Here is an 18,363-nt window from a genome sequence, read left to right on the forward strand (position 1 = left end):
AAGAAGTGGTGCTAACGCCAGTAAATACAAAACTTAGATTGGCAAGAGTACCTGCATGATAAACGAATTAGAGTTAATGCATAGGATCAAGCATCGGGAGTGGCACAACCACCGACGGCGTTAGGATGGCAATGTAGCTAACGCTGCATTGAACCACGAACATAGACTGAAGACAGGTGCCCCGACGAAATAAGTAAGGTCTGCTCTGTTACTAGAGATAGTAATAACCAACGAATATCAGCAAGATAACCGACGACATTACTTGCTTCATCCTATGTATTAACTCGCTCTAATTCGAGCTGAAGTAATTATGGCTTAAAAAGTTAAGCAAGGTTCAGTGTGTTTAACTTGACAATGGGAGTCATACCAACGCCCCACTAAGGGGCAGTAATACGTAGGCTAAAATTTGGAGCGAAGCGACAGAGCCTACGTGTTACTGTCCCAGCGAGCGAAGCGAGAGCCTTAAGTGGTTTGTTATATGCAATTTCACTACCTTAACGCTTAACTATTTAAGTAAGTGACAACAACTTCAGTAGTTTGTTTGTTACCACATACTTTGCAATTACCTTCTAGGTATTGCTTTTCATCTAAAATGTAAATATTAGGCTCTGTGATACCTAGATCTGCTTCGTCACAGTAATCACACCAAGAGTCATTAATAAAAAACTCTTTATCACATTGCTCCAAATCATCGAAATTTAGATATTGTTTCTTCATAGTTTCAATTGCATATAACGCCGCGATAACCGGCAGGCAAAAGTGGCGCGGCTTTTGCGACAGCAAAAGACGTGACGCTTTTGACTGTCCGGTTCATTGCCTTGTTAGGCGAGTTCTTGGCTACATGCGTAGACGTAGTGATTGAAACCAGATTTCATAATTTCTTTTTCTACTTTCATGCCATTTTTCTCTGCTACCTTACGTGATGCTACATTTTCTGGCCGGATTAGTGAAATCACCTTGCTAAAACCTAGATTTGAAAAGGCGTAGTCGCGACACGCTACTGCAGCTTCCGTAGCATAACCTTTGCCCCAAAATTTTTTGTTAACATGATAGCCAATTTCAACTTCTTCAATGCCTTCTACAGTTTGATTTATTAGACCACAGTCTCCGATGACTTCACCGGTATTCTTTTTCACAAGAGCCCATAGACCGTAATTGTATGTTGCGTAATTATCGATATTCCAAGAGATCCAAGCATTAACCTGATCTTTATCAAATGGAGCTGGATAGTAAGCCATTGTTTCCGCGTCTGAGAATATCTCATATAGAGGAATGAAATCATCCTTCGTCATTTCTCGTAATAAGAGGTTATTGGTTTCTACGATCATCATTATTCGCCTAACACCCCACTAAGGGGCGATAACACATAGGCTAAAATTAGGAACGAAGTGACGCAGCCTATGTGTTAGCGTCCCAGCGAGCAGCGCGAGTGCCTTTAGTGTTTTGTTATACGACACTTACAGCCTCTGCCTGAACTGTAAGCTCACAATCGTTTTCTAATGGAAGTACATTATTCTTGTCAGGCCAGAACAAGACCCAAATTGGTATTTCTCTATCATAGTAATCCAATGCAATACCGGCATATTCGCTTTTCCATTCACTTCGCATTTCTTTAAACATTGTTTCAAAGTTATCGCTAAGAAAGCCGCTAAACTTTGTATCACAGTTAAAAGTCGCTCCGTTTTTTATTTCAGCAGCGATGTTTGAAAGAAGTGTATGCATAACATCCTTTCTCAGGCCGAATACCATAATTTCAGGGTGAGAATAACTTTCGAACAAACCTATTGTATACGCAAAATTTGGTCTATCCCCTTCGGCATCAAATACATACTGGAATTGCCATCCATATTTTTCAATATTATCCGTTATCTGCACAATGTCTCCATGTCGTATAACAACTTTATCAGAGTACACTTTCCTCTTTTAATGAGTAATGTATGTCCTCTTAATTATTTTTAATATTAATAACAAATCCTGTAACACATTGCCAGCTTTAAACTTTAAGTCAGGCTGTTCTTTTATTAAAATGAAGAAAAGAGGAAAACGTCCTCCTTTCTTGACTTAGGAGGAAAAATATCAATACTGTATATAAATACAGCTAAATAGGATTTGAAATGAAAACTAAGTCCCCTTTCCTTAATAGTATTATCGACTATATGTATAGCCATCATTATGCTAAAAAATCTATTGAAACTTATGTCTTTTGGATTACTGCCTATATCCATTTTCATAATAAGCGACACCCTACCAGTATGGGCAATAATGAAGTAGAAGTATTTTTAAATCACTTAACAGTTACAAAAAAAGTGGCAGCGAGAACACAAGCAACCGCTTTAAATGCACTTGCTTTTTTATATAAACATATTATCAAGAATGAACTTTCATTAGATTTAAATTTCATCAAAAGTAACCGCCAACAGAAGCTTCCTGTCGTACTTACACAAACTGAGGTATCGCTACTTTTTAGAAATATACATAAGCGACATTATTTGATAGCAAGCCTGCTATATGGAAGTGGTTTACGGCTTATGGAAGCAGTAAAAATAAGAGTTCAAGATATTGATTTCGAATATAAAAATATACGCATATGGAACGGTAAGGGTAATAAAAATCGTATTGTGACACTTGCTGAAGAATTAATACCAATGCTAAGAAATCAAATAATTCAAGTTGATGAATATTTACAGTTAGATTTAAAAAATGATGCTTACGCCGGTGTATGGATGCCTCATCGACTTAGTAAAAAATACCCAAGTGCTAATAAGTCATTACAATGGCAGTTTCTGTTCCCATCACATAAATTAAGTACAGACCCTGAAACAGGAGAAATAAGACGCCATCACTTAGATCGTTCAGGGGTAAGAAAGGCAGTTAAACTGTCTTCAACAAAAGCTGAAATTAATAAACACGTTACCCCACATACTTTGCGCCACTCATTTGCTACGCACTTGCTGCAAAGCGGCGCTGATATACGTACAGTACAAACACAGTTAGGTCACAGTGATGTACGTACTACACAGATTTATACGCATGTTTTACAACAAGGTGCTAACGGGGTTGTTAGCCCTTTTTCAAGATTATAAATAGCTCAGTAACAAGGCAAAAAGTTAGTTATATAGTTTTTCTACATGAGAAGTTTTTAACGCAGTTAATGAGTTATTTAGAGCGCTAAAATGGTCAACGTTTTAATTCAGCGGGTATCCTACCCATGTACTACAACAAGGTGCCAACGGGGTTATTAGCCCTTTTTCAAGATTATAAACCTCCCCTATTGAAAACAAAAAAGCACAACTCGTTTGAGCTGTGCTTCGAATAATTAAATGAGAGCTGACAAATTACAAACGAATACCGCCGTCTATTTCAACCACGCGACCGGTAAAAAAGTCGTTTTCGATTATGTATTGTGCAGTATGGGCAATTTCGTCGCTTTCACCTAAGCGCCCTACGGGTGTGACTGCCAGCATACGCTGTTTGGCTTCGGGTTTCATGACGTCGGTCATCGCGGTGCTTATTACGCCTGGTGCAATAGCCCCTACGCGTATTCCAAAACGGCCGAGCTCTTTAGCCCATGTGGTGGTAAGTGCTACTACGCCAGCTTTTGATGCTGCGTAGTTTGTTTGGCCTATGTTACCTGCGCGCGCTACGCTCGACATATTAACGATTACGCCGCCTTTGCCTGATTCAATCATGTGGCTTGCAGCTTCTCGCCCTGCTAAAAATACGCCAGTAAGGTTTACATCAATCACTGATTGAAATTGCTCAAGGGACATTTTTTTTACCACTTTGCCGTCTTTAGCTTTTATAAACATGCCGTCGCGTAAAATACCGGCGTTATTTATAAGCACACCAATGTGGCCTAAATCGCTATTAATGGTATTAAATACGTTTTCTACTTCGCTCTCTACGGTTACGTTTGCAGCGTAACCTTTAATAGTGCCAGATACACCGTCAAGCTGTGTTAGTTGCTCGCATGCTGTGTTTAATAACTCTTGCGCCATATCTATAAGTGCAATGTTAGCGCCCATAAGGGCAAATTTTTGCGCCATTGCAAAACCTAAGCCTTGTGCGCCACCGGTTATTACTACCGTGTTATTTTTAATTTCCACGCCTTGCTCCTACTTAGAAAACAGTTTAAAAATGGCACTAAAATCATCACTGCCTGCACCTTGGTGCTGAAGCATAATGTATAAATTTTTAGCCATTGACCCCATTGGGGTTGATGAATTACTTTGCTGCGCGGCTTCCATGGCAAGGCCTAAATCTTTAGCCATTAAATCGACCATAAAGCCTGGTTTGTAATCGTTACTTGCAGGGGCAGTATCCATCACCCCTGGGCATGGGTTGTAAAGTTCAAGCGTCCAGTTACGGCCAGAGCTTGCAGTCATAATGTCGCTAAGTACTTTTGCATCTAGCCCGTTATTAATACCCATTTGCAGGGCTTCGCTGGTGCCTGCCATTAAAATACTTAACAGCATGTTGTTACATATTTTTGCAACTTGCCCTGCGCCAATGTCGCCTGCATGGAATATGTTTTTACCCATATCACTGAGTATTGGCTGTGCGGTATTAAACGCAGCTTTACTACCACCTACTATAAACGTAAGCGTGCCAGCCGCTGCGCCTGCAACGCCGCCCGATACCGGTGCATCTACAAAGCTAATACCCTGCTCGCCAAGTGCGCTGCCAACCACTCGGGCCGACTCTGCATCTATTGTTGAGCAATCAATAATTAGGGTGTTTTTGCTCAGCACATTAATTAGGCCGCTGTCGTCGTTATTACCTAAGTAAAGCGATTTAACATGCTTGCCTGCTGGTAACATACTAATGAGTATATCGGCATTGCTTGCACATGCTTTTGCATTTTCAGCTGCGTGTGCACCTTTGCTTGCAAGTTCATTTAAGACCGACTGGTTTAAATCGAATGCCGTAACAGTGTGGCCGGCTTTAATTAAGTTAGCCGCCATTGGGCCGCCCATATTACCTAAGCCGATAAAACCAATATTGAGTTTAGTCATCGTCTTTCCTTTATGTGTGTGATGGCGTGTGTAAGCCATTGAGTGGGTGGTTTTCGCCAAACCGGTTAGCAAAAAAGCTGTCTATTATTGTTTGTGGTACATCGCTCAGTGTTTTGTACTGCCAATTTGGCGCGCCGTCTTTATCTATTAATAGCGCCCTTACGCCTTCTTGAAACTCTCCTACTTCGCCAGCGCGTATCGACATACCCAGCTCCATTTTAAAACACGCTAATAAGCTTTTGCCTTTACTGGCCTTTAATTGCTCACTAACCAGTACGCAACTTAGTGGGCAACCATGCTTAAGTGACTTTTGAGCACGTTGCAGCCATTTATCGTCAGTAGTTAGGCCTAAAATATAATCAACCTGTTCTTGTAGTGTATTAAGGTCAGCTAATTTTTGAATGGTTGCTAAGTTAGCTTTAATATTACCTTTTGGCATACGCGCAGATTGGTTGTCTAAATCGGTTAATAATTTAGTTAAACGCTCATGATTTAAGCTTGCAGTTTTGCCCCACTTAGCAGCTAAAATTTGCGCTAGCATGTCATCATATTTAGTGCTGTCGATAAAGTGATCGGCAAGCGATACAAAGCGTGCATCTTCACAATTAATAGACGCCGACGTTAGCCCTAAAAATAGCCCTACACTGTGTGGCATTTTATGTAAAAAATAACTGCCGCCTACATCTGGGTATAAGCCTATGGTTTGCTCTGGCATGGCAATGCGCGATGTTTCGGTTACTACGCGGTGGCTAGCACCGGCCATTAAGCCTAAACCGCCACCCATTACTATGCCGCTACCCCAGACTAGAATTGGTTTATCAAAGGTATGAATAAGGTAATCAAGTTTGTACTCAAGGGTAAAAAACTCTTCAACTAGGCTTGTGGGTTTACCTTGCGCCATTGCATTATGCAGGCTTACTACATCACCACCAGCGCAAAAGGCTTTATCGCCTGTGCCTTTTAACAATACCATTGCGATTGCATCATCGTCTTGCCAAGCGCGCAGCTGCGGCTCTAGTAATTTGATCATGTCAAAATTAAGGGCGTTTAATGCTTTTGGTACGTTGAGTGTAATAACCCCAATTAAGCTGCCGTTTGCTGCGGTTGCCGTTTCAAATAGCACGGGGTCGTCGGCATTATTTAATAATGTTAAATTACTCATTAGCCGTTTACCCAATTAGCACGGCGTTTTTCTAAAAAGGCATTAACGCCCTCTTGTTGATCTTGTGTATCAAACAAACCAACAAACAATTCACGCTCAAGTGGTAATACACTGGCCATAGGTTGATGGCGGCCTTTTTGTATAAGCGTTTTACACGCAGAAACAGAGCTTGGGCTTTGTTCGCTTACTTGGTTGGCAAGTTTTAACGCCGCTGCAAAACTCTCACCTTGTGGTACTACTTCTTCTACTAAGCCAATTTGCAGGGCTTTATCGGCTTTTAAGCGCTCGCCGCATAAAATCATGCGTTTTGCCCATCCTTCACCTACAAGCCATGCTAAATTTTGTGTACCGCCCGCGCATGGTAATAAACCCACTTTTGCCTCTGGCAGTGCCATTTGTGCTTGCTCTTCTGCTATACGAATATCACACGCAAGGGCCACTTCTAATCCGCCGCCCATGGCATAACCATTAATGGCTGCAACCGACACCCCGGTAAAATTAGTCAATGCTTCAAATGCTTCACCAAATACACGCGACATATCAGCAGCAACACCTTTATCGCCACTGGCAAATACGTTTAAATCGGCACCGGCGCTAAAAAACTTTTCGCCTTCGCCGGTAAGTACTAAGGCATAAATATTTTTGTTGTTATTAAGCTCGTTAACTTTGTTTTTTAAATCTATTAGGGTGTCTTTTGTCCAGGTATTAGCTGGCGGGTTAGACATAGTTAAAATTGCAACATGGCCTTCGGTTGTTAATTCAATACACGGCTTTGATTGTGACATAACTTGCTCCTTATAAAACGTCGCTTGCAGATTCAGCTAAAATACGGCGCGCTATAATTACGCGCATAATTTCGTTTGTGCCTTCTAAAATTTGATGAACACGCACATCACGTACATGGCGCTCAAGCGGGTATTCTTTTATGTAACCGTAACCACCATGAATTTGCAGTGCATCGTTACACACGGTAAAACCAACATCGGTCGCAAAGCGTTTAGCCATGGCACAGTAGGTAGTTTTTTCACTATCGCCGGTATCAAGTTTAAAGGCCGCAAGCCTTACCATTTGGCGCGCAGCGACAAGTTCGGTATTCATATCTGCAATTTTAAACTGTAAAGCCTGAAACGCAGCCAGTGGCTTACCAAACTGCGTGCGCTCTTTTAAGTACTCTTTTGCGGTGTTTAGTGCGGCTTGTGCTGTACCAATTGAGCACGTTGCAATATTAATTCGCCCGCCATCTAGGCCTTGCATTGCAAATTTAAAGCCTTCACCTTCTTTACCTAATAAGTTGTGCGCAGGTATACGCACATTTTCAAAACTAATTAAGCGTGTTGGTTGTGCGTTCCAACCCATTTTTTCTTCTGCTTTACCGTACTCAACGCCTTGTGCGTCGGCCGGTACTACAAATGCCGAAATACCCGCTGCACCTTCGCCGCCTGTGCGTGCCATTACCACTAATACTTCGGTTTCGCCCGCGCCCGATATAAACATTTTTGAGCCGTTAATAACGTATTCATCACCCTCAAGTACGGCTTTTGTTTTTAGTGATGCCGCATCTGAGCCCGAGCCAGGCTCTGTTAAACAATAAGAGGCAAGTAGCTCGCCCATTACTAATTGCTCTACGTATTTGTCTTTAACTGCGTCGGTACCAAAACTTGCTACCATCCACGTAGCCATATTATGAATAGTTAACATGGCCGTTGTAGCAGTACAGCCCATAGCAAGCTGCTCAAATATAATGCTTGAATCTAAGCGTGATAACCCAAGGCCGCCGGCTTCCTCTGGCGTGTATAAACCACAAAAACCAAGCTCGCCTGCGGCTTTAATCGTATCTTTAGGAAAAATATGCTCGCGATCCCACTTTGCTGCATGTGGAGCAAGTTCTGATTCGGCAAATTGGCGTGCAGTTTCTGCAAAGGCGTGTTGATCTTCTGATAAGTTAAAGTCCATGTTAGACCTCTTTAATTGTGTGTTGTTAGTGTGCCCTATTGGGATAGGTGTGAAGAGCGGCAAAGGCTGATGTGTGTGTTCTATTTGCTTGTCAGCGAGTTTAGCCTTTGCGCCCTTCTTTATTATTATTTTTGAGTGTGTTTATTTTAAATTAATGCTCATGTTTGGCCCTGAAGCGATGTCGTCTTCAAACCAACGTGAGGTAATGGTTTTAGTTTCTGTGTAAAAACGTATACCTTGCTTACCGTAGGTGTGAGTATCGCCATAAAACGAGCCTTTCCAACCAGTAAACGAGAAAAACGGCAGCGGCACCGGAATAGGCACATTAATACCCACTTGGCCTACTTCTATTTCGTGTTGGAATTTACGAGCCGCAGCGCCGCTTGAGGTAAATAGTGATGTACCGTTTCCGTATGGGCTTTCGTTAATAAGGGCAATTGCTTCCTCAAGCGTATCTACAAACATACAGGCAAGCACAGGACCAAAAATTTCTTCTTTGTATAAATCCATTTCTTTTGTCACATCGGTAAATAGCGTTGGGCCAACCCAGTTACCTTGCTCGTAGCCCTCTACTGTATAGTTTGAACCATCAATTAAACAGGTGGCGCCTTGCTCTTTACCGCTTGCTATAAGCGATAAAATACGCGCTTTTGCGGCTTTTGATGTTTGTGGGCCGTAGGCTGCGTCTTTGTCATCCCATACGCCTGGACGTACGTTTTCAAAGCCTGCTTTTATTTCATCTACCCACTCACTTGCTTGGCCTACAAACACAGCCACCGAAATACCCATACAACGCTGACCTGCTGCACCAACCGATGCGCCGACTAGGTTATTTACCACGTGCGATTTACTCGCATCTGGCATAATAACCATGTGATTTTTAGCACCCACACACGCTTGTACGCGCTTAAGGTTTTGTGTGCCTTTAGAATAAATATAAGCACCTACACCACACGAACCCACAAACGAAATTGCACGTACGGCTTTATCTTCTAATAAACGGTCTACTTGCGGTTTTGTACCATGAACCACTTGTAATACGCCTTTTGGTGCGCCGGCTTCAATAAATAGTTCAGCTAAGCGCATTGGTGTGAGTGGGTCTTGCTCAGAGGGTTTTAAAATAAAGGTGTTACCACATACAATAGCTAGCGGAAACATCCAAAGTGGGATCATCGCCGGAAAGTTAAACGGCGTAATGCCCGCACATACGCCAAGGGGCTGCATGTAAGAATAGGTATCGATTTTACGGGCAACGTTTTCCATTGTTTCGCCCATCATTAATGACGGTGCGTTAGCTGCTTGCTCTACTACTTCAATACCGCGCCATACATCGCCTTTTGCATCTTCGAATGTTTTACCTAGTTCGTGGCAAATAATGGTTGCAAGCTCATCGTGGTGTTCTTTTAATAGCGCCGCGTATTTCATCATAATGCGGGCACGTTCGGTAATAGGCACATCTTTCCACGTTTTGAATGTTTCTGAGGCCGAGGCAATGGCTGCATCCATTTCTGAGTCGGTAGTACATGGAACTTGTGCAAGTACTTCTTGGTTTGCGGGGTTAATTACATCAATAAGCTCGTTTGAAGCCGATTGAACAAATTCGCCATTTATAAGTAGTGGAACTTGGTGCATGGGTAAATCCTGTTGTTAGTGTGTTCTTTTAAAAATGGCACCGTTTTGTTATTAGTATGAGTACGGTGCATTTTAGTTGCTGTTAGTTAATTAACTGCTTTGTTAGTAAGCCTCTACAGCCATGGCTACGGCTTCGCCGCCACCAATACATAAAGACGCAATGCCTTTTTTAAGACCACGGTTTTTAAGGGCATGAATAAGCGTAACTAAAATTCGCGCGCCGCTGGCGCCAATTGGATGGCCAAGTGCGCACGCACCGCCATTTACATTTACTTTGCTCTCATCAAGCTTTAATTCGTTAATAGCAAGCATGGTAACCATGGCAAAGGCTTCGTTAATTTCCCAAAGATCAACATCAGCAGTAGTCCAACCTGCTTTTTCAAGCACGCTGTTCATTGCGCCCACGGGTGCTACTGTAAATTCGCTTGGTTTTTGAGAGTGAGTACTGTGCGCTACAATTTTACAAAGCGGTGTTAAGCCTTGCGCTTTTGCTTTTGATTCGCTCATTAATATTAGCGCTGCGCCACCATCAGAAATTGACGATGAATTTGCCGCAGTAATAGTGCCGTCTTTTTTAAAGGCAGCACGAAGGCTTGGTATTTTTTCAGGGCGTGCATTACCCGGTTGTTCGTCAACCGATACGGTTACATCTCCCTTACGGGTTTTTATAGTGTGCGGTGCAATTTCGTTTTCAAAACTGCCGTTTTCGATTGCCGCATTGGCTTTGCTTAACGAACCCAGTGCAAACGCATCCATTTGCTCACGGCCAATGCCATATTCATCGGCGGTGTCTTGCGCAAAACAGCCCATTGCTTTGTTATCGTAAGCATCTTCTAGGCCGTCGCTCATCATATGATCTTTAATTTCGCCGTGGCCCATACGCATACCGCCACGCGCTTTAGGTATAAAATACGGTGCGTTACTCATGCTTTCCATCCCGCCAGCAATTGCACTACTAATTGAGCCCGCTTTAATTAAATCGTTTGCTAGCATGGCGGCTTTTAACCCAGAGCCACATACTTTATTAATGGTGGTAGCACCCGTGCCCAGAGCAAGGCCTGCTTTTAACATTGCTTGGCGAGCTGGCGCTTGGCCAAGGCCCGCTGGCAATACACAGCCCATTATTACTTCATCTATTGCATCATTTGCTAAACCAGTTTGTGCCAGTGCACTTGCAATGGCGGTAGCGCCAAGCTCGGTAGATTGTGCATCGGTCAATGCGCCCATAAAACCGCCCATTGGCGTACGCTTTGCTGCTACAATTACCACTGATTCTAAAGTCATAATTAACTCCGTTGTATTTATATGCAAATAGTTGTTAGAATATTTGCTCTATTAATTTAGTATTCATTTATTGTTTAGCACCCTTACACAATACTAACGTTTACGCTAACGTCAACTAAAAAACGTTTAATTTTTAGTTTTAAAAGTGTAAGCATTATTTTCCAGTAACGGCAATGTGAACAAATATCAAAAATAAACCATTGAATATTAAAAATATAATTTAATATTCCACACCAACACTCCTTTATAAATAGTTTCATACCACACCAAGCTTTACCTTTACGTAAACTTCACTTATATTGGAGTTATTCGAATGAGGTAAACACAACTATGAAACCAGATAACCAAACAAACTTTGCAAGTTCTGCAAAAGCGCCTAGCAGCAGCGATCAAACCTTTAGCATTAGCGATTTAGCTAAAGAGTTTGATATTACCACCCGCTCTATTCGTTTTTACGAAGACCAAGGTTTAGTCAGCCCAGAGCGCAATGGCCAAACCCGTATTTATTCAAAACGCGACAAAGTTCGCTTAAAACTAATACTGCGTGGCAAACGCTTAGGCTTTACGTTGGCTGAAACAGGCCGTTTGTTTGAACTGTACGACGCCGATAAATCAAGCGCTAAACAGCTGGTAACTATGCTCGATTTAATAGCAGAGAAAAAAGCCGACCTTTCTCAGCAAATGGACGACATAAAAGTTGTGCTTATGGAATTAGTGACAGCGGAGCGCCGCTGCAGAGACACACTTAATAAAATAGACGAGTAGCCTATTTTAATAATAAAAACACACTGACAACACACACTCACACAGGAATGAATCATGAGCACTATTTCACTTTATAAAGAGATGAACTTTGGCCTAGGCGAAACCGCCGATATGATCCGCGACCATGTAAATAGCTTTGCAAGCCAAGAAATTGCGCCACTGGCTGAGCAAACTGATATTGATAATGCGTTTCCTAATCAGCTTTGGCCGCAAATGGGCGAAATGGGTGTATTAGGCATGACCGTTTCTGAAGACTTTGGCGGTGCAGGCTTAGGTTACTTAGAACATGTAATTGCAATGGAAGAAATTAGCCGTGCAAGTGCCTCAATTGGCTTAAGCTATGGTGCGCATTCAAACTTGTGTGTAAATCAAATTAACCGTAACGGTAATCAAGCACAAAAAGAAAAATACCTACCAAAACTTATTAGCGGCGAACATATTGGTGCCCTTGCTATGAGTGAGCCAAACGCAGGCTCTGACGTGGTATCGATGAAACTAAAAGCCGAAAAAAAAGGCGATAAATACATTTTAAATGGCAATAAAATGTGGATCACCAACGGCCCCGATGCAAACACATTTGTCATTTATGCAAAAACAGATTTAGAAGCCGGCGCTAAAGGCATTACCGCATTTATTGTGGAAAAAGACTTCCCAGGATTCTCTACTGCGCAAAAGCTAGACAAACTTGGTATGCGTGGATCAAACACGTGTGAACTGGTGTTTGAAAACTGCGAAGTACCCGAAGAGAACATTTTAGGTAAGCTAAACGAAGGCGTGAAGGTTCTAATGAGCGGCCTTGATTACGAGCGTGTGGTACTTGCTGCAGGCCCGCTTGGCATTATGCAAGCCTGTATGGATATAGTGGTGCCATATATTCATGAGCGTAAACAGTTTGATACCCCTATTGGTCAATTTCAGTTAATTCAAGGCAAAGTGGCCGACATGTATACGCAAATGAACGCTGCTCGCTCATACGTTTATACCGTAGCTAAAGCATGCGATCGCGGCGAAACCACCCGTAAAGATGCTGCTGGCGCCATTTTATATGCCGCTGAGCTTGCCACTAAAATGGCGCTAGATGCCATTCAAATTTTAGGTGGGAACGGCTACATAAATGAATACGCCACAGGGCGCTTACTACGTGATGCCAAATTATACGAAATTGGTGCTGGCACATCCGAAATTCGCCGCATGCTTATCGGCCGCGAACTATTCACCGAAAGCCGTTAAGGATTAAATTATGACGATATTAAAATCGAGCGTTAATCCTCACGATCCTACTTTTGTGCAAAATCACAAAAACATGGCCGCTTTAGTTGATGATTTACAAAGCAAAGTGGCCACCATCAGCTTAGGTGGCGGCGCTGCGTTAAAACAGCGTCACGAAGGTCGTGGTAAATTATTTGTACGCGACCGTATTAGTACTTTACTAGATGAAGGCTCGCCATTTTTAGAAATTTCACAATTTGCTGCCTTTGGTGTGTACGAACAAGAAATTGCTTGTGCGGGTGTAGTTGCCGGTATTGGTCGCGTTAAAGGCATTGAGTGCATGATCATCGCAAACGATGCCACAGTAAAAGGCGGTACGTACTTTCCGCTTACCGTTAAAAAGCATTTACGCGCACAAGACATAGCCGAGCGCTGCCACTTACCGTGTATTTATTTAGTTGATTCGGGCGGTGCTAACCTGCCCGAGCAAGACGATGTATTCCCTGATAAATTGCATTTTGGGCGTATTTTTTATAACCAAGCCCGTATGTCGGGTAAAGGCATTCCTCAAATTGCTGTGGTAATGGGGTTATGTACCGCTGGTGGCGCCTACGTACCCGCTATGGCCGATGAAAGCATAATAGTAAAAGAGCAAGGCACTATATTTTTAGCCGGCCCGCCGCTTGTAAAAGCAGCCACAGGTGAAATAGTAAGCGCTGAAGAACTTGGCGGCGCCGATGTGCATTGTAAAACATCAGGCGTGGCTGATCACTTTGCTGAAAATGACGAGCATGCGCTGTCTATTGCGCGCCAATGTATTGAGCGTATTAATTACACGCGCCCTACAGCCCCTCTTTTAGAAGATGTTAAACCGCCACGTTACGATATAAACGAGCTTTATGGCATTGTAGGCACCGACCTTAAAAAACCATTTGATGTGCGTGAAGTTATTGCCCGTACGGTTGATGACTCATCGTTTGATGAATTTAAACGTTACTTTGGTGAAACGTTGGTAACCGGTTTTGCCAGTATTTACGGTAACCCTGTTGGCATAGTGGCAAATAACGGCATTTTATTTAGTGAGTCGGCGCAAAAAGGCGCACACTTTATTCAACTATGTGCACAGCGCAATATTCCTTTAGTGTTTTTACAAAATATTACCGGCTTTATGGTGGGTAAAAAATACGAAGCTGAAGGCATAGCAAAGCACGGCGCAAAAATGGTAATGGCGGTGTCGTGTGCCGATGTGCCTAAATTTACGGTGCTAATTGGGGGCTCTTACGGCGCGGGTAACTATGGTATGTGTGGCCGTGCATTTGAACCAACCATGATGTGGATGTGGCCCAATGCCCGTATTTCAGTAATGGGTGGAGAGCAAGCCGCTGGTGTAATGGCACAAGTTAAGCTAGATGGCTTAGCCCGTAAAGGCCATAGCATGAGCGAGCCAGAAGTTAACGATTTTAAAAAGCCAATTATTGATCAATACGAAGAGCAAGGCCATCCGTATTACGCAAGCGCGCGCTTGTGGGATGACGGCATTATTGACCCTGCCGATACCCGTAACGTATTAGGCCTTGCCTTGAGTGCAGCTAAAAATGCACCACAGCAAGACTCTAAATTTGGCGTATTTAGAATGTAACCGGAGTGCAAAAATGTCAGTAACACTACAAATAACAAAATCTAATGTGGCTGTACTTGTTTTAAGCCGAGTTGAAAAACGTAACGCATTTAATAGTGAAGTAATCCACGAGCTTATTCAGTGCATAGAGCATGCAAATACGCTCGACATTCGCGCTTTGGTTTTAAAAACCGAAGGAAAGCATTTTTCTGCCGGTGCCGATTTAGCCTGGATGAAATCAATGGCTGATAACAATTACGCCGATAACCTTGCCGACTCCATGCAACTCGCTAAATTAATGCAGGTGTTAGCGACCTCTCCTCACCCAACTATATGTGCTGTACAAGGCGCTGCGTTTGGCGGCGCTCTGGGCTTAATTGCTTGTTGCGATATTGCCCTAAGTAAAGATGACGCCCAGTTTTGCTTAAGTGAAGTGAAATTAGGACTTATCCCTGCGGTAATTAGCCCCTATGTAATTAAAGCCATTGGTGAGCGCGCTGCGCGTCGCTACTTTTTAACCGCCGAGGTGTTTGATGCCCACACAGCAAAACAACTTGGTTTGGTTCATCAGGTCACCGGTAATTTAGATTGTGCGCTTGATAACATGCTGCAAACATTAATCGATAACGGCCCTGTCGCTGTAAAAGCCGCTAAATCATTAATAAACGATGTAGCAAATAAGCCAATTAACGATGAACTTATTGAGCTCACGGCCGAACGTATTGCAAAAATTCGTGTATCAAATGAAGGCCAAGAAGGGCTAAGTGCCTTTTTTGATAAACGCCCACCCGCTTGGCAACTGTAGGATTAACTATGAACACACACACTTTAAAAAAGATACTCATTGCCAACCGTGGTGAAATTGCATGCCGTGTAATGCGAAGTGCAAAACAAATGGGCCTAACAACAGTGGCTGTTTATTCTGACGCCGACAAACATGCACAACACGTAAAAATGGCTGATGAGGCCTACCACATTGGCCCAGCACCAAGTAAAGACTCATACCTAGTCGCCGACAAAATTTTGCAAGTAGCTAAAAATGCAGGCGCTGACTGTATTCATCCTGGTTATGGATTTTTATCTGAAAACAGCGAATTTGCTAAAGCCTGTGAAGCAAACAATATTGCGTTTATTGGCCCACTAGCAAGCAGCATAGAGGCTATGGGCTCTAAAACCCGCGCCAAAGAAATAATGGCCGCTGCCAATGTACCATTAGTGCCTGGGTATTATGGTGATAACCAAGACCCTGCTTTTTTACAATCTGAGGCTGAAAAAATTGGCTATCCCGTGCTAATTAAAGCTGCCTTTGGCGGCGGCGGTAAAGGCATGCGCGTAGTTGAGCAAGCCAACGATTTTATAAATGCACTTGAGGGCGCACAACGTGAAGCAATAGCCGGTTTTGGAAACGACTTAGTACTACTTGAGCGCTACGTTGACCAGCCTCGCCATGTTGAAGTACAGGTATTTGCCGATAACCACGGTAACTGTGTTTATTTAGGGGATCGTGATTGTTCCCTGCAGCGCCGTCATCAAAAAGTTATTGAAGAAGCGCCAGCGCCTGGTTTAAGCGATGAACTACGCAAAGAAATGGGGGAAGCCGCAGTACGCTGCGCCCTGGCTATAAATTACAGAGGTGCAGGTACCGTTGAGTTTTTGCTGTGCGGTGATGAGTTTTTCTTTATGGAAATGAACACTCGCCTGCAAGTAGAACACCCAGTGACAGAAATGGTAACTGGTGTAGATTTAGTGAGTTGGCAAATTAATATTGCCGCTGGGCAAACACTGCCACTTACGCAATCAGATATAGAACTCCAAGGCCACAGCTTTGAAGCACGTATTTATGCAGAAGATCCAGCTAACGACTTTATTCCCTGCTCGGGCACAATAGAAGCGTTGAGCACACCACTTAACAGTGAGTTTGTACGTATTGATACCGGTATTGCACAAGGCGATGAAATAAGCCCGTTTTACGACCCTATGATTGCAAAGCTGATTGTGCATGATGATAACCGAGAGCAAGCATTATCGCGTTTACGCCAAGCACTTGAGCAATTTCACTTAGCGGGTTTTAGCACTAACATTGGCTTTTTACATAACTTAGCAATCCACCCTACGTTTGCTCAAGGTGCGCCAAGTACCCACTTTATTGCTGAGCAAGGTGATGCATTGGTGAGTATTGATAGTATCGCCCTTGAAAAAGCACACGTAATTGCAGCCTTTGCTTATCTTGAATCGCTTAGCGCTAAAAACGAAACTGTTCAAAGTGCAAGCCCTTGGCAGCAACTCAGTGGTTTTACACTTAATGCACCGCAAAAAATAAATATTCCATTTACAGATTTACCTATAAACGCCGTTAAAACTAAAACAGGCTATGTCATTAACCATAATGAAGAACTGTTTGAGGTTATGGGTGAACTAAACCAAAACCAATGCTGCGTGTTTATTAATGGCGAAAAATTTACCGCCCATGTAAGCCACATTGATAACAGTATTAGCGTGATGTTTGCTGCGCTGCAAATCAAGCTTACTCTAAATACTAAACATTACATTAGCAGCCACGAAAGTGACGCCCTACCACTTGCAGCGCCACTTAATGGCACAGTAGTTAAGCACTTAGTTGAAGTAGGAAGCATTTTAACCAAAGGCGATGCGGTTGTTATTATTGAAGCCATGAAAATGGAATACACACTGAGCGCTCCGCACGATGGTATTTTACAAAGTTATTGTTTTGCCGAGGGCGAACTTGTAACCCATGGTGCCCTACTTGCCATTGTAGAAGATACCACGGCGCAGGAGGCATCGTAATGACCGCCTTTCCCAAAAAAGTGCGTATTGTAGAAATGGGTGCCCGCGATGGTCTGCAAAACGAAAAAGCCGTACCTACAAAAGATAAAATTACCTTAATTAATGCACTCAGTGATGCAGGCTTAAAAGATATAGAAGCAGGGGCATTTGTATCACCTAAATGGGTGCCACAAATGGCCGACTCAGCCGACGTGATAAAAGCACTTGATTTACCCCATGTAAATTTAAGTGCCCTTACGCCTAATTTAAAAGGTGCTCAAGCTGCCCTAGATGCAGGTGTTAAGGAATTTGCTATTTTTACTGCTGCAAGCGAATCGTTTTGCCAAAAAAACATAAACTGCAGCATTGATGAAAGTATTGAGCGCTTTAGTGAATTAATGGCGTTTGCAAAAGCCAATAATATACGCGTGCGTGGTTATGTAAGCTGCATTGCCGGTTGCCCATACGAAGGTGACATAGCGCCACAAAAAGTGCTTGAAGTAACACAAAAACTACTTGCACTTGGCTGTTATGAGGTAAGCCTTGGCGATACTGTAGGGGTTGGTACCGCCAATAAAATTACCGAGGTGTTATCTTTATTATTACAGCACATAAATAAGACGAAATTAGCAATTCACTTCCATGATACTTATGGTCAAGCGCTCACAAATATTTACGCAGCACTGAGCTTAGGTATAGCCACCATTGACGCTGCCGTTGCAGGCCTTGGCGGGTGCCCTTATGCTAAGGGTGCGTCAGGAAATGTTGCCACTGAAGATGTTGTTTACTTACTCAATGGGCTTGGCATAGAGCATGGAATTGATTTACAAAGGTTAAGTAACGCAGGTTGGCAAATTACGCAAGCACTTGGCAAAGCCCCTGTAAGTAAAGTGGCTATTGCACTGCACAACACACAAAAATAATAGTTTGACTTGCCAAAT

The 18,363-nt window shown here is 42.9% G+C and carries 17 protein-coding genes; 7 read left to right on the top strand and 10 right to left on the bottom strand.

Annotated features, from left to right (window positions below):
* Positions 1-501 precede the first annotated feature (501 nt).
* The 3 genes from WDB87_RS04315 to WDB87_RS04325 all read right to left on the bottom strand — a co-directional run bounded on the left by WDB87_RS04315 (position 502) and on the right by WDB87_RS04325 (position 1,875).
* Positions 502-717, bottom strand: coding sequence for a hypothetical protein (locus tag WDB87_RS04315; RefSeq protein ID WP_337849178.1), 216 nt, complete (start codon positions 715-717; stop codon positions 502-504).
* A gap of 104 nt (positions 718-821) precedes the next feature.
* The gene (locus tag WDB87_RS04320) at positions 822-1,331 is read right to left on the bottom strand and encodes a GNAT family N-acetyltransferase (RefSeq protein WP_337849179.1); all 510 of its coding nucleotides are present in this window, start codon (positions 1,329-1,331) and stop codon (positions 822-824) included.
* A 115-nt stretch (positions 1,332-1,446) separates the two neighbouring features.
* Positions 1,447-1,875 carry a DUF4262 domain-containing protein gene (locus tag WDB87_RS04325; RefSeq protein ID WP_337849180.1) on the bottom strand — a complete coding sequence of 143 codons (429 nt, stop codon included), beginning with the start codon at positions 1,873-1,875 and terminating at the stop codon, positions 1,447-1,449.
* Positions 1,876-2,114: 239 nt separating this feature from the next.
* Between WDB87_RS04325 and WDB87_RS04330 the strand changes: the two genes are divergently transcribed.
* A complete protein-coding gene (locus WDB87_RS04330; RefSeq protein WP_286247505.1) occupies positions 2,115-3,083 on the top strand; it encodes an integron integrase in 969 nt (322 codons plus the stop codon).
* Between the two features lie 252 nt (positions 3,084-3,335).
* Here WDB87_RS04330 and WDB87_RS04335 read toward each other — a convergent pair whose 3' ends face one another.
* The 7 genes from WDB87_RS04335 to WDB87_RS04365 all read right to left on the bottom strand — a co-directional run bounded on the left by WDB87_RS04335 (position 3,336) and on the right by WDB87_RS04365 (position 11,046).
* Positions 3,336-4,106, bottom strand: a complete 771-nt coding sequence (locus tag WDB87_RS04335) for an SDR family oxidoreductase (protein WP_286247502.1) — start codon at positions 4,104-4,106, stop codon at positions 3,336-3,338.
* A gap of 9 nt (positions 4,107-4,115) precedes the next feature.
* Complete coding sequence (mmsB, locus tag WDB87_RS04340) at positions 4,116-5,015, bottom strand: 3-hydroxyisobutyrate dehydrogenase (RefSeq protein WP_337849181.1); 900 nt, start codon at positions 5,013-5,015, stop codon at positions 4,116-4,118.
* A 10-nt stretch (positions 5,016-5,025) separates the two neighbouring features.
* Entirely contained in the window at positions 5,026-6,177 is a 1,152-nt protein-coding gene (locus WDB87_RS04345) for an enoyl-CoA hydratase/isomerase family protein (RefSeq protein WP_337849182.1), read from the bottom strand.
* Entirely contained in the window at positions 6,177-6,962 is a 786-nt protein-coding gene (locus WDB87_RS04350) for an enoyl-CoA hydratase (protein ID WP_286247496.1), read from the bottom strand. The genes WDB87_RS04345 and WDB87_RS04350 overlap by 1 nt, the downstream gene beginning before the upstream one ends.
* Before the next feature lie 10 nt (positions 6,963-6,972).
* On the bottom strand, positions 6,973-8,130 hold the full coding sequence (locus WDB87_RS04355) for an acyl-CoA dehydrogenase family protein (RefSeq protein ID WP_286247494.1): 1,158 nt from the start codon (positions 8,128-8,130) through the stop codon (positions 6,973-6,975).
* A gap of 141 nt (positions 8,131-8,271) precedes the next feature.
* Positions 8,272-9,762 carry a CoA-acylating methylmalonate-semialdehyde dehydrogenase gene (locus WDB87_RS04360; protein WP_286247492.1) on the bottom strand — a complete coding sequence of 497 codons (1,491 nt, stop codon included), beginning with the start codon at positions 9,760-9,762 and terminating at the stop codon, positions 8,272-8,274.
* A gap of 102 nt (positions 9,763-9,864) precedes the next feature.
* Complete coding sequence (locus WDB87_RS04365; RefSeq protein WP_337849183.1) at positions 9,865-11,046, bottom strand: thiolase family protein; 1,182 nt, start codon at positions 11,044-11,046, stop codon at positions 9,865-9,867.
* Between the two features lie 330 nt (positions 11,047-11,376).
* Here WDB87_RS04365 and WDB87_RS04370 point away from each other — a divergent pair, with 330 nt between their 5' ends.
* The 6 genes from WDB87_RS04370 to WDB87_RS04395 are packed head-to-tail and all read left to right on the top strand — an operon-like array spanning position 11,377 to position 18,345.
* A complete protein-coding gene (locus WDB87_RS04370) occupies positions 11,377-11,811 on the top strand; it encodes a MerR family transcriptional regulator (protein ID WP_286247488.1) in 435 nt (144 codons plus the stop codon).
* Between the two features lie 54 nt (positions 11,812-11,865).
* Positions 11,866-13,041, top strand: a complete 1,176-nt coding sequence (locus WDB87_RS04375; protein WP_286247486.1) for an isovaleryl-CoA dehydrogenase — start codon at positions 11,866-11,868, stop codon at positions 13,039-13,041.
* Positions 13,042-13,051: 10 nt separating this feature from the next.
* Positions 13,052-14,659, top strand: a complete 1,608-nt coding sequence (locus WDB87_RS04380) for a carboxyl transferase domain-containing protein (RefSeq protein WP_337849184.1) — start codon at positions 13,052-13,054, stop codon at positions 14,657-14,659.
* A gap of 13 nt (positions 14,660-14,672) precedes the next feature.
* Positions 14,673-15,443 (top strand): enoyl-CoA hydratase/isomerase family protein, encoded by a 771-nt coding sequence (locus WDB87_RS04385; protein ID WP_337849185.1) that lies wholly within the window; start codon positions 14,673-14,675, stop codon positions 15,441-15,443.
* A gap of 8 nt (positions 15,444-15,451) precedes the next feature.
* The gene (locus tag WDB87_RS04390) at positions 15,452-17,443 is read left to right on the top strand and encodes an acetyl/propionyl/methylcrotonyl-CoA carboxylase subunit alpha (protein WP_337849186.1); all 1,992 of its coding nucleotides are present in this window, start codon (positions 15,452-15,454) and stop codon (positions 17,441-17,443) included.
* Positions 17,443-18,345, top strand: coding sequence for a hydroxymethylglutaryl-CoA lyase (locus WDB87_RS04395; RefSeq protein ID WP_337849187.1), 903 nt, complete (start codon positions 17,443-17,445; stop codon positions 18,343-18,345). Before WDB87_RS04390 ends, WDB87_RS04395 begins: the two co-directional genes overlap by 1 nt.
* Positions 18,346-18,363 lie beyond the last annotated feature (18 nt).

The organism is Pseudoalteromonas sp. C12FD-1 (genome assembly GCF_037414265.1).
Taxonomy (GTDB): Bacteria; Pseudomonadota; Gammaproteobacteria; order Enterobacterales; family Alteromonadaceae; genus Pseudoalteromonas.

What these genes read in the sequence shown, in the direction of transcription:
- WDB87_RS04315 (WP_337849178.1), bottom strand. Translation starts at nt 717, where the DNA reads ATGAAGAAACAATATCTAAATTTCGATGATTTGGAGCAATGTGATAAA.
- WDB87_RS04320 (WP_337849179.1), bottom strand. Translation starts at nt 1,331, where the DNA reads ATGATGATCGTAGAAACCAATAACCTCTTATTACGAGAAATGACGAAG.
- WDB87_RS04330 (WP_286247505.1), top strand. Translation starts at nt 2,115, where the DNA reads ATGAAAACTAAGTCCCCTTTCCTTAATAGTATTATCGACTATATGTAT.
- mmsB (WP_337849181.1), bottom strand. Translation starts at nt 5,015, where the DNA reads ATGACTAAACTCAATATTGGTTTTATCGGCTTAGGTAATATGGGCGGC.
- WDB87_RS04345 (WP_337849182.1), bottom strand. Translation starts at nt 6,177, where the DNA reads ATGAGTAATTTAACATTATTAAATAATGCCGACGACCCCGTGCTATTT.
- WDB87_RS04350 (WP_286247496.1), bottom strand. Translation starts at nt 6,962, where the DNA reads ATGTCACAATCAAAGCCGTGTATTGAATTAACAACCGAAGGCCATGTT.
- WDB87_RS04355 (WP_286247494.1), bottom strand. Translation starts at nt 8,130, where the DNA reads ATGGACTTTAACTTATCAGAAGATCAACACGCCTTTGCAGAAACTGCA.
- WDB87_RS04360 (WP_286247492.1), bottom strand. Translation starts at nt 9,762, where the DNA reads ATGCACCAAGTTCCACTACTTATAAATGGCGAATTTGTTCAATCGGCT.
- WDB87_RS04365 (WP_337849183.1), bottom strand. Translation starts at nt 11,046, where the DNA reads ATGACTTTAGAATCAGTGGTAATTGTAGCAGCAAAGCGTACGCCAATG.
- WDB87_RS04370 (WP_286247488.1), top strand. Translation starts at nt 11,377, where the DNA reads ATGAAACCAGATAACCAAACAAACTTTGCAAGTTCTGCAAAAGCGCCT.
- WDB87_RS04375 (WP_286247486.1), top strand. Translation starts at nt 11,866, where the DNA reads ATGAGCACTATTTCACTTTATAAAGAGATGAACTTTGGCCTAGGCGAA.
- WDB87_RS04380 (WP_337849184.1), top strand. Translation starts at nt 13,052, where the DNA reads ATGACGATATTAAAATCGAGCGTTAATCCTCACGATCCTACTTTTGTG.
- WDB87_RS04385 (WP_337849185.1), top strand. Translation starts at nt 14,673, where the DNA reads ATGTCAGTAACACTACAAATAACAAAATCTAATGTGGCTGTACTTGTT.
- WDB87_RS04390 (WP_337849186.1), top strand. Translation starts at nt 15,452, where the DNA reads ATGAACACACACACTTTAAAAAAGATACTCATTGCCAACCGTGGTGAA.
- WDB87_RS04395 (WP_337849187.1), top strand. Translation starts at nt 17,443, where the DNA reads ATGACCGCCTTTCCCAAAAAAGTGCGTATTGTAGAAATGGGTGCCCGC.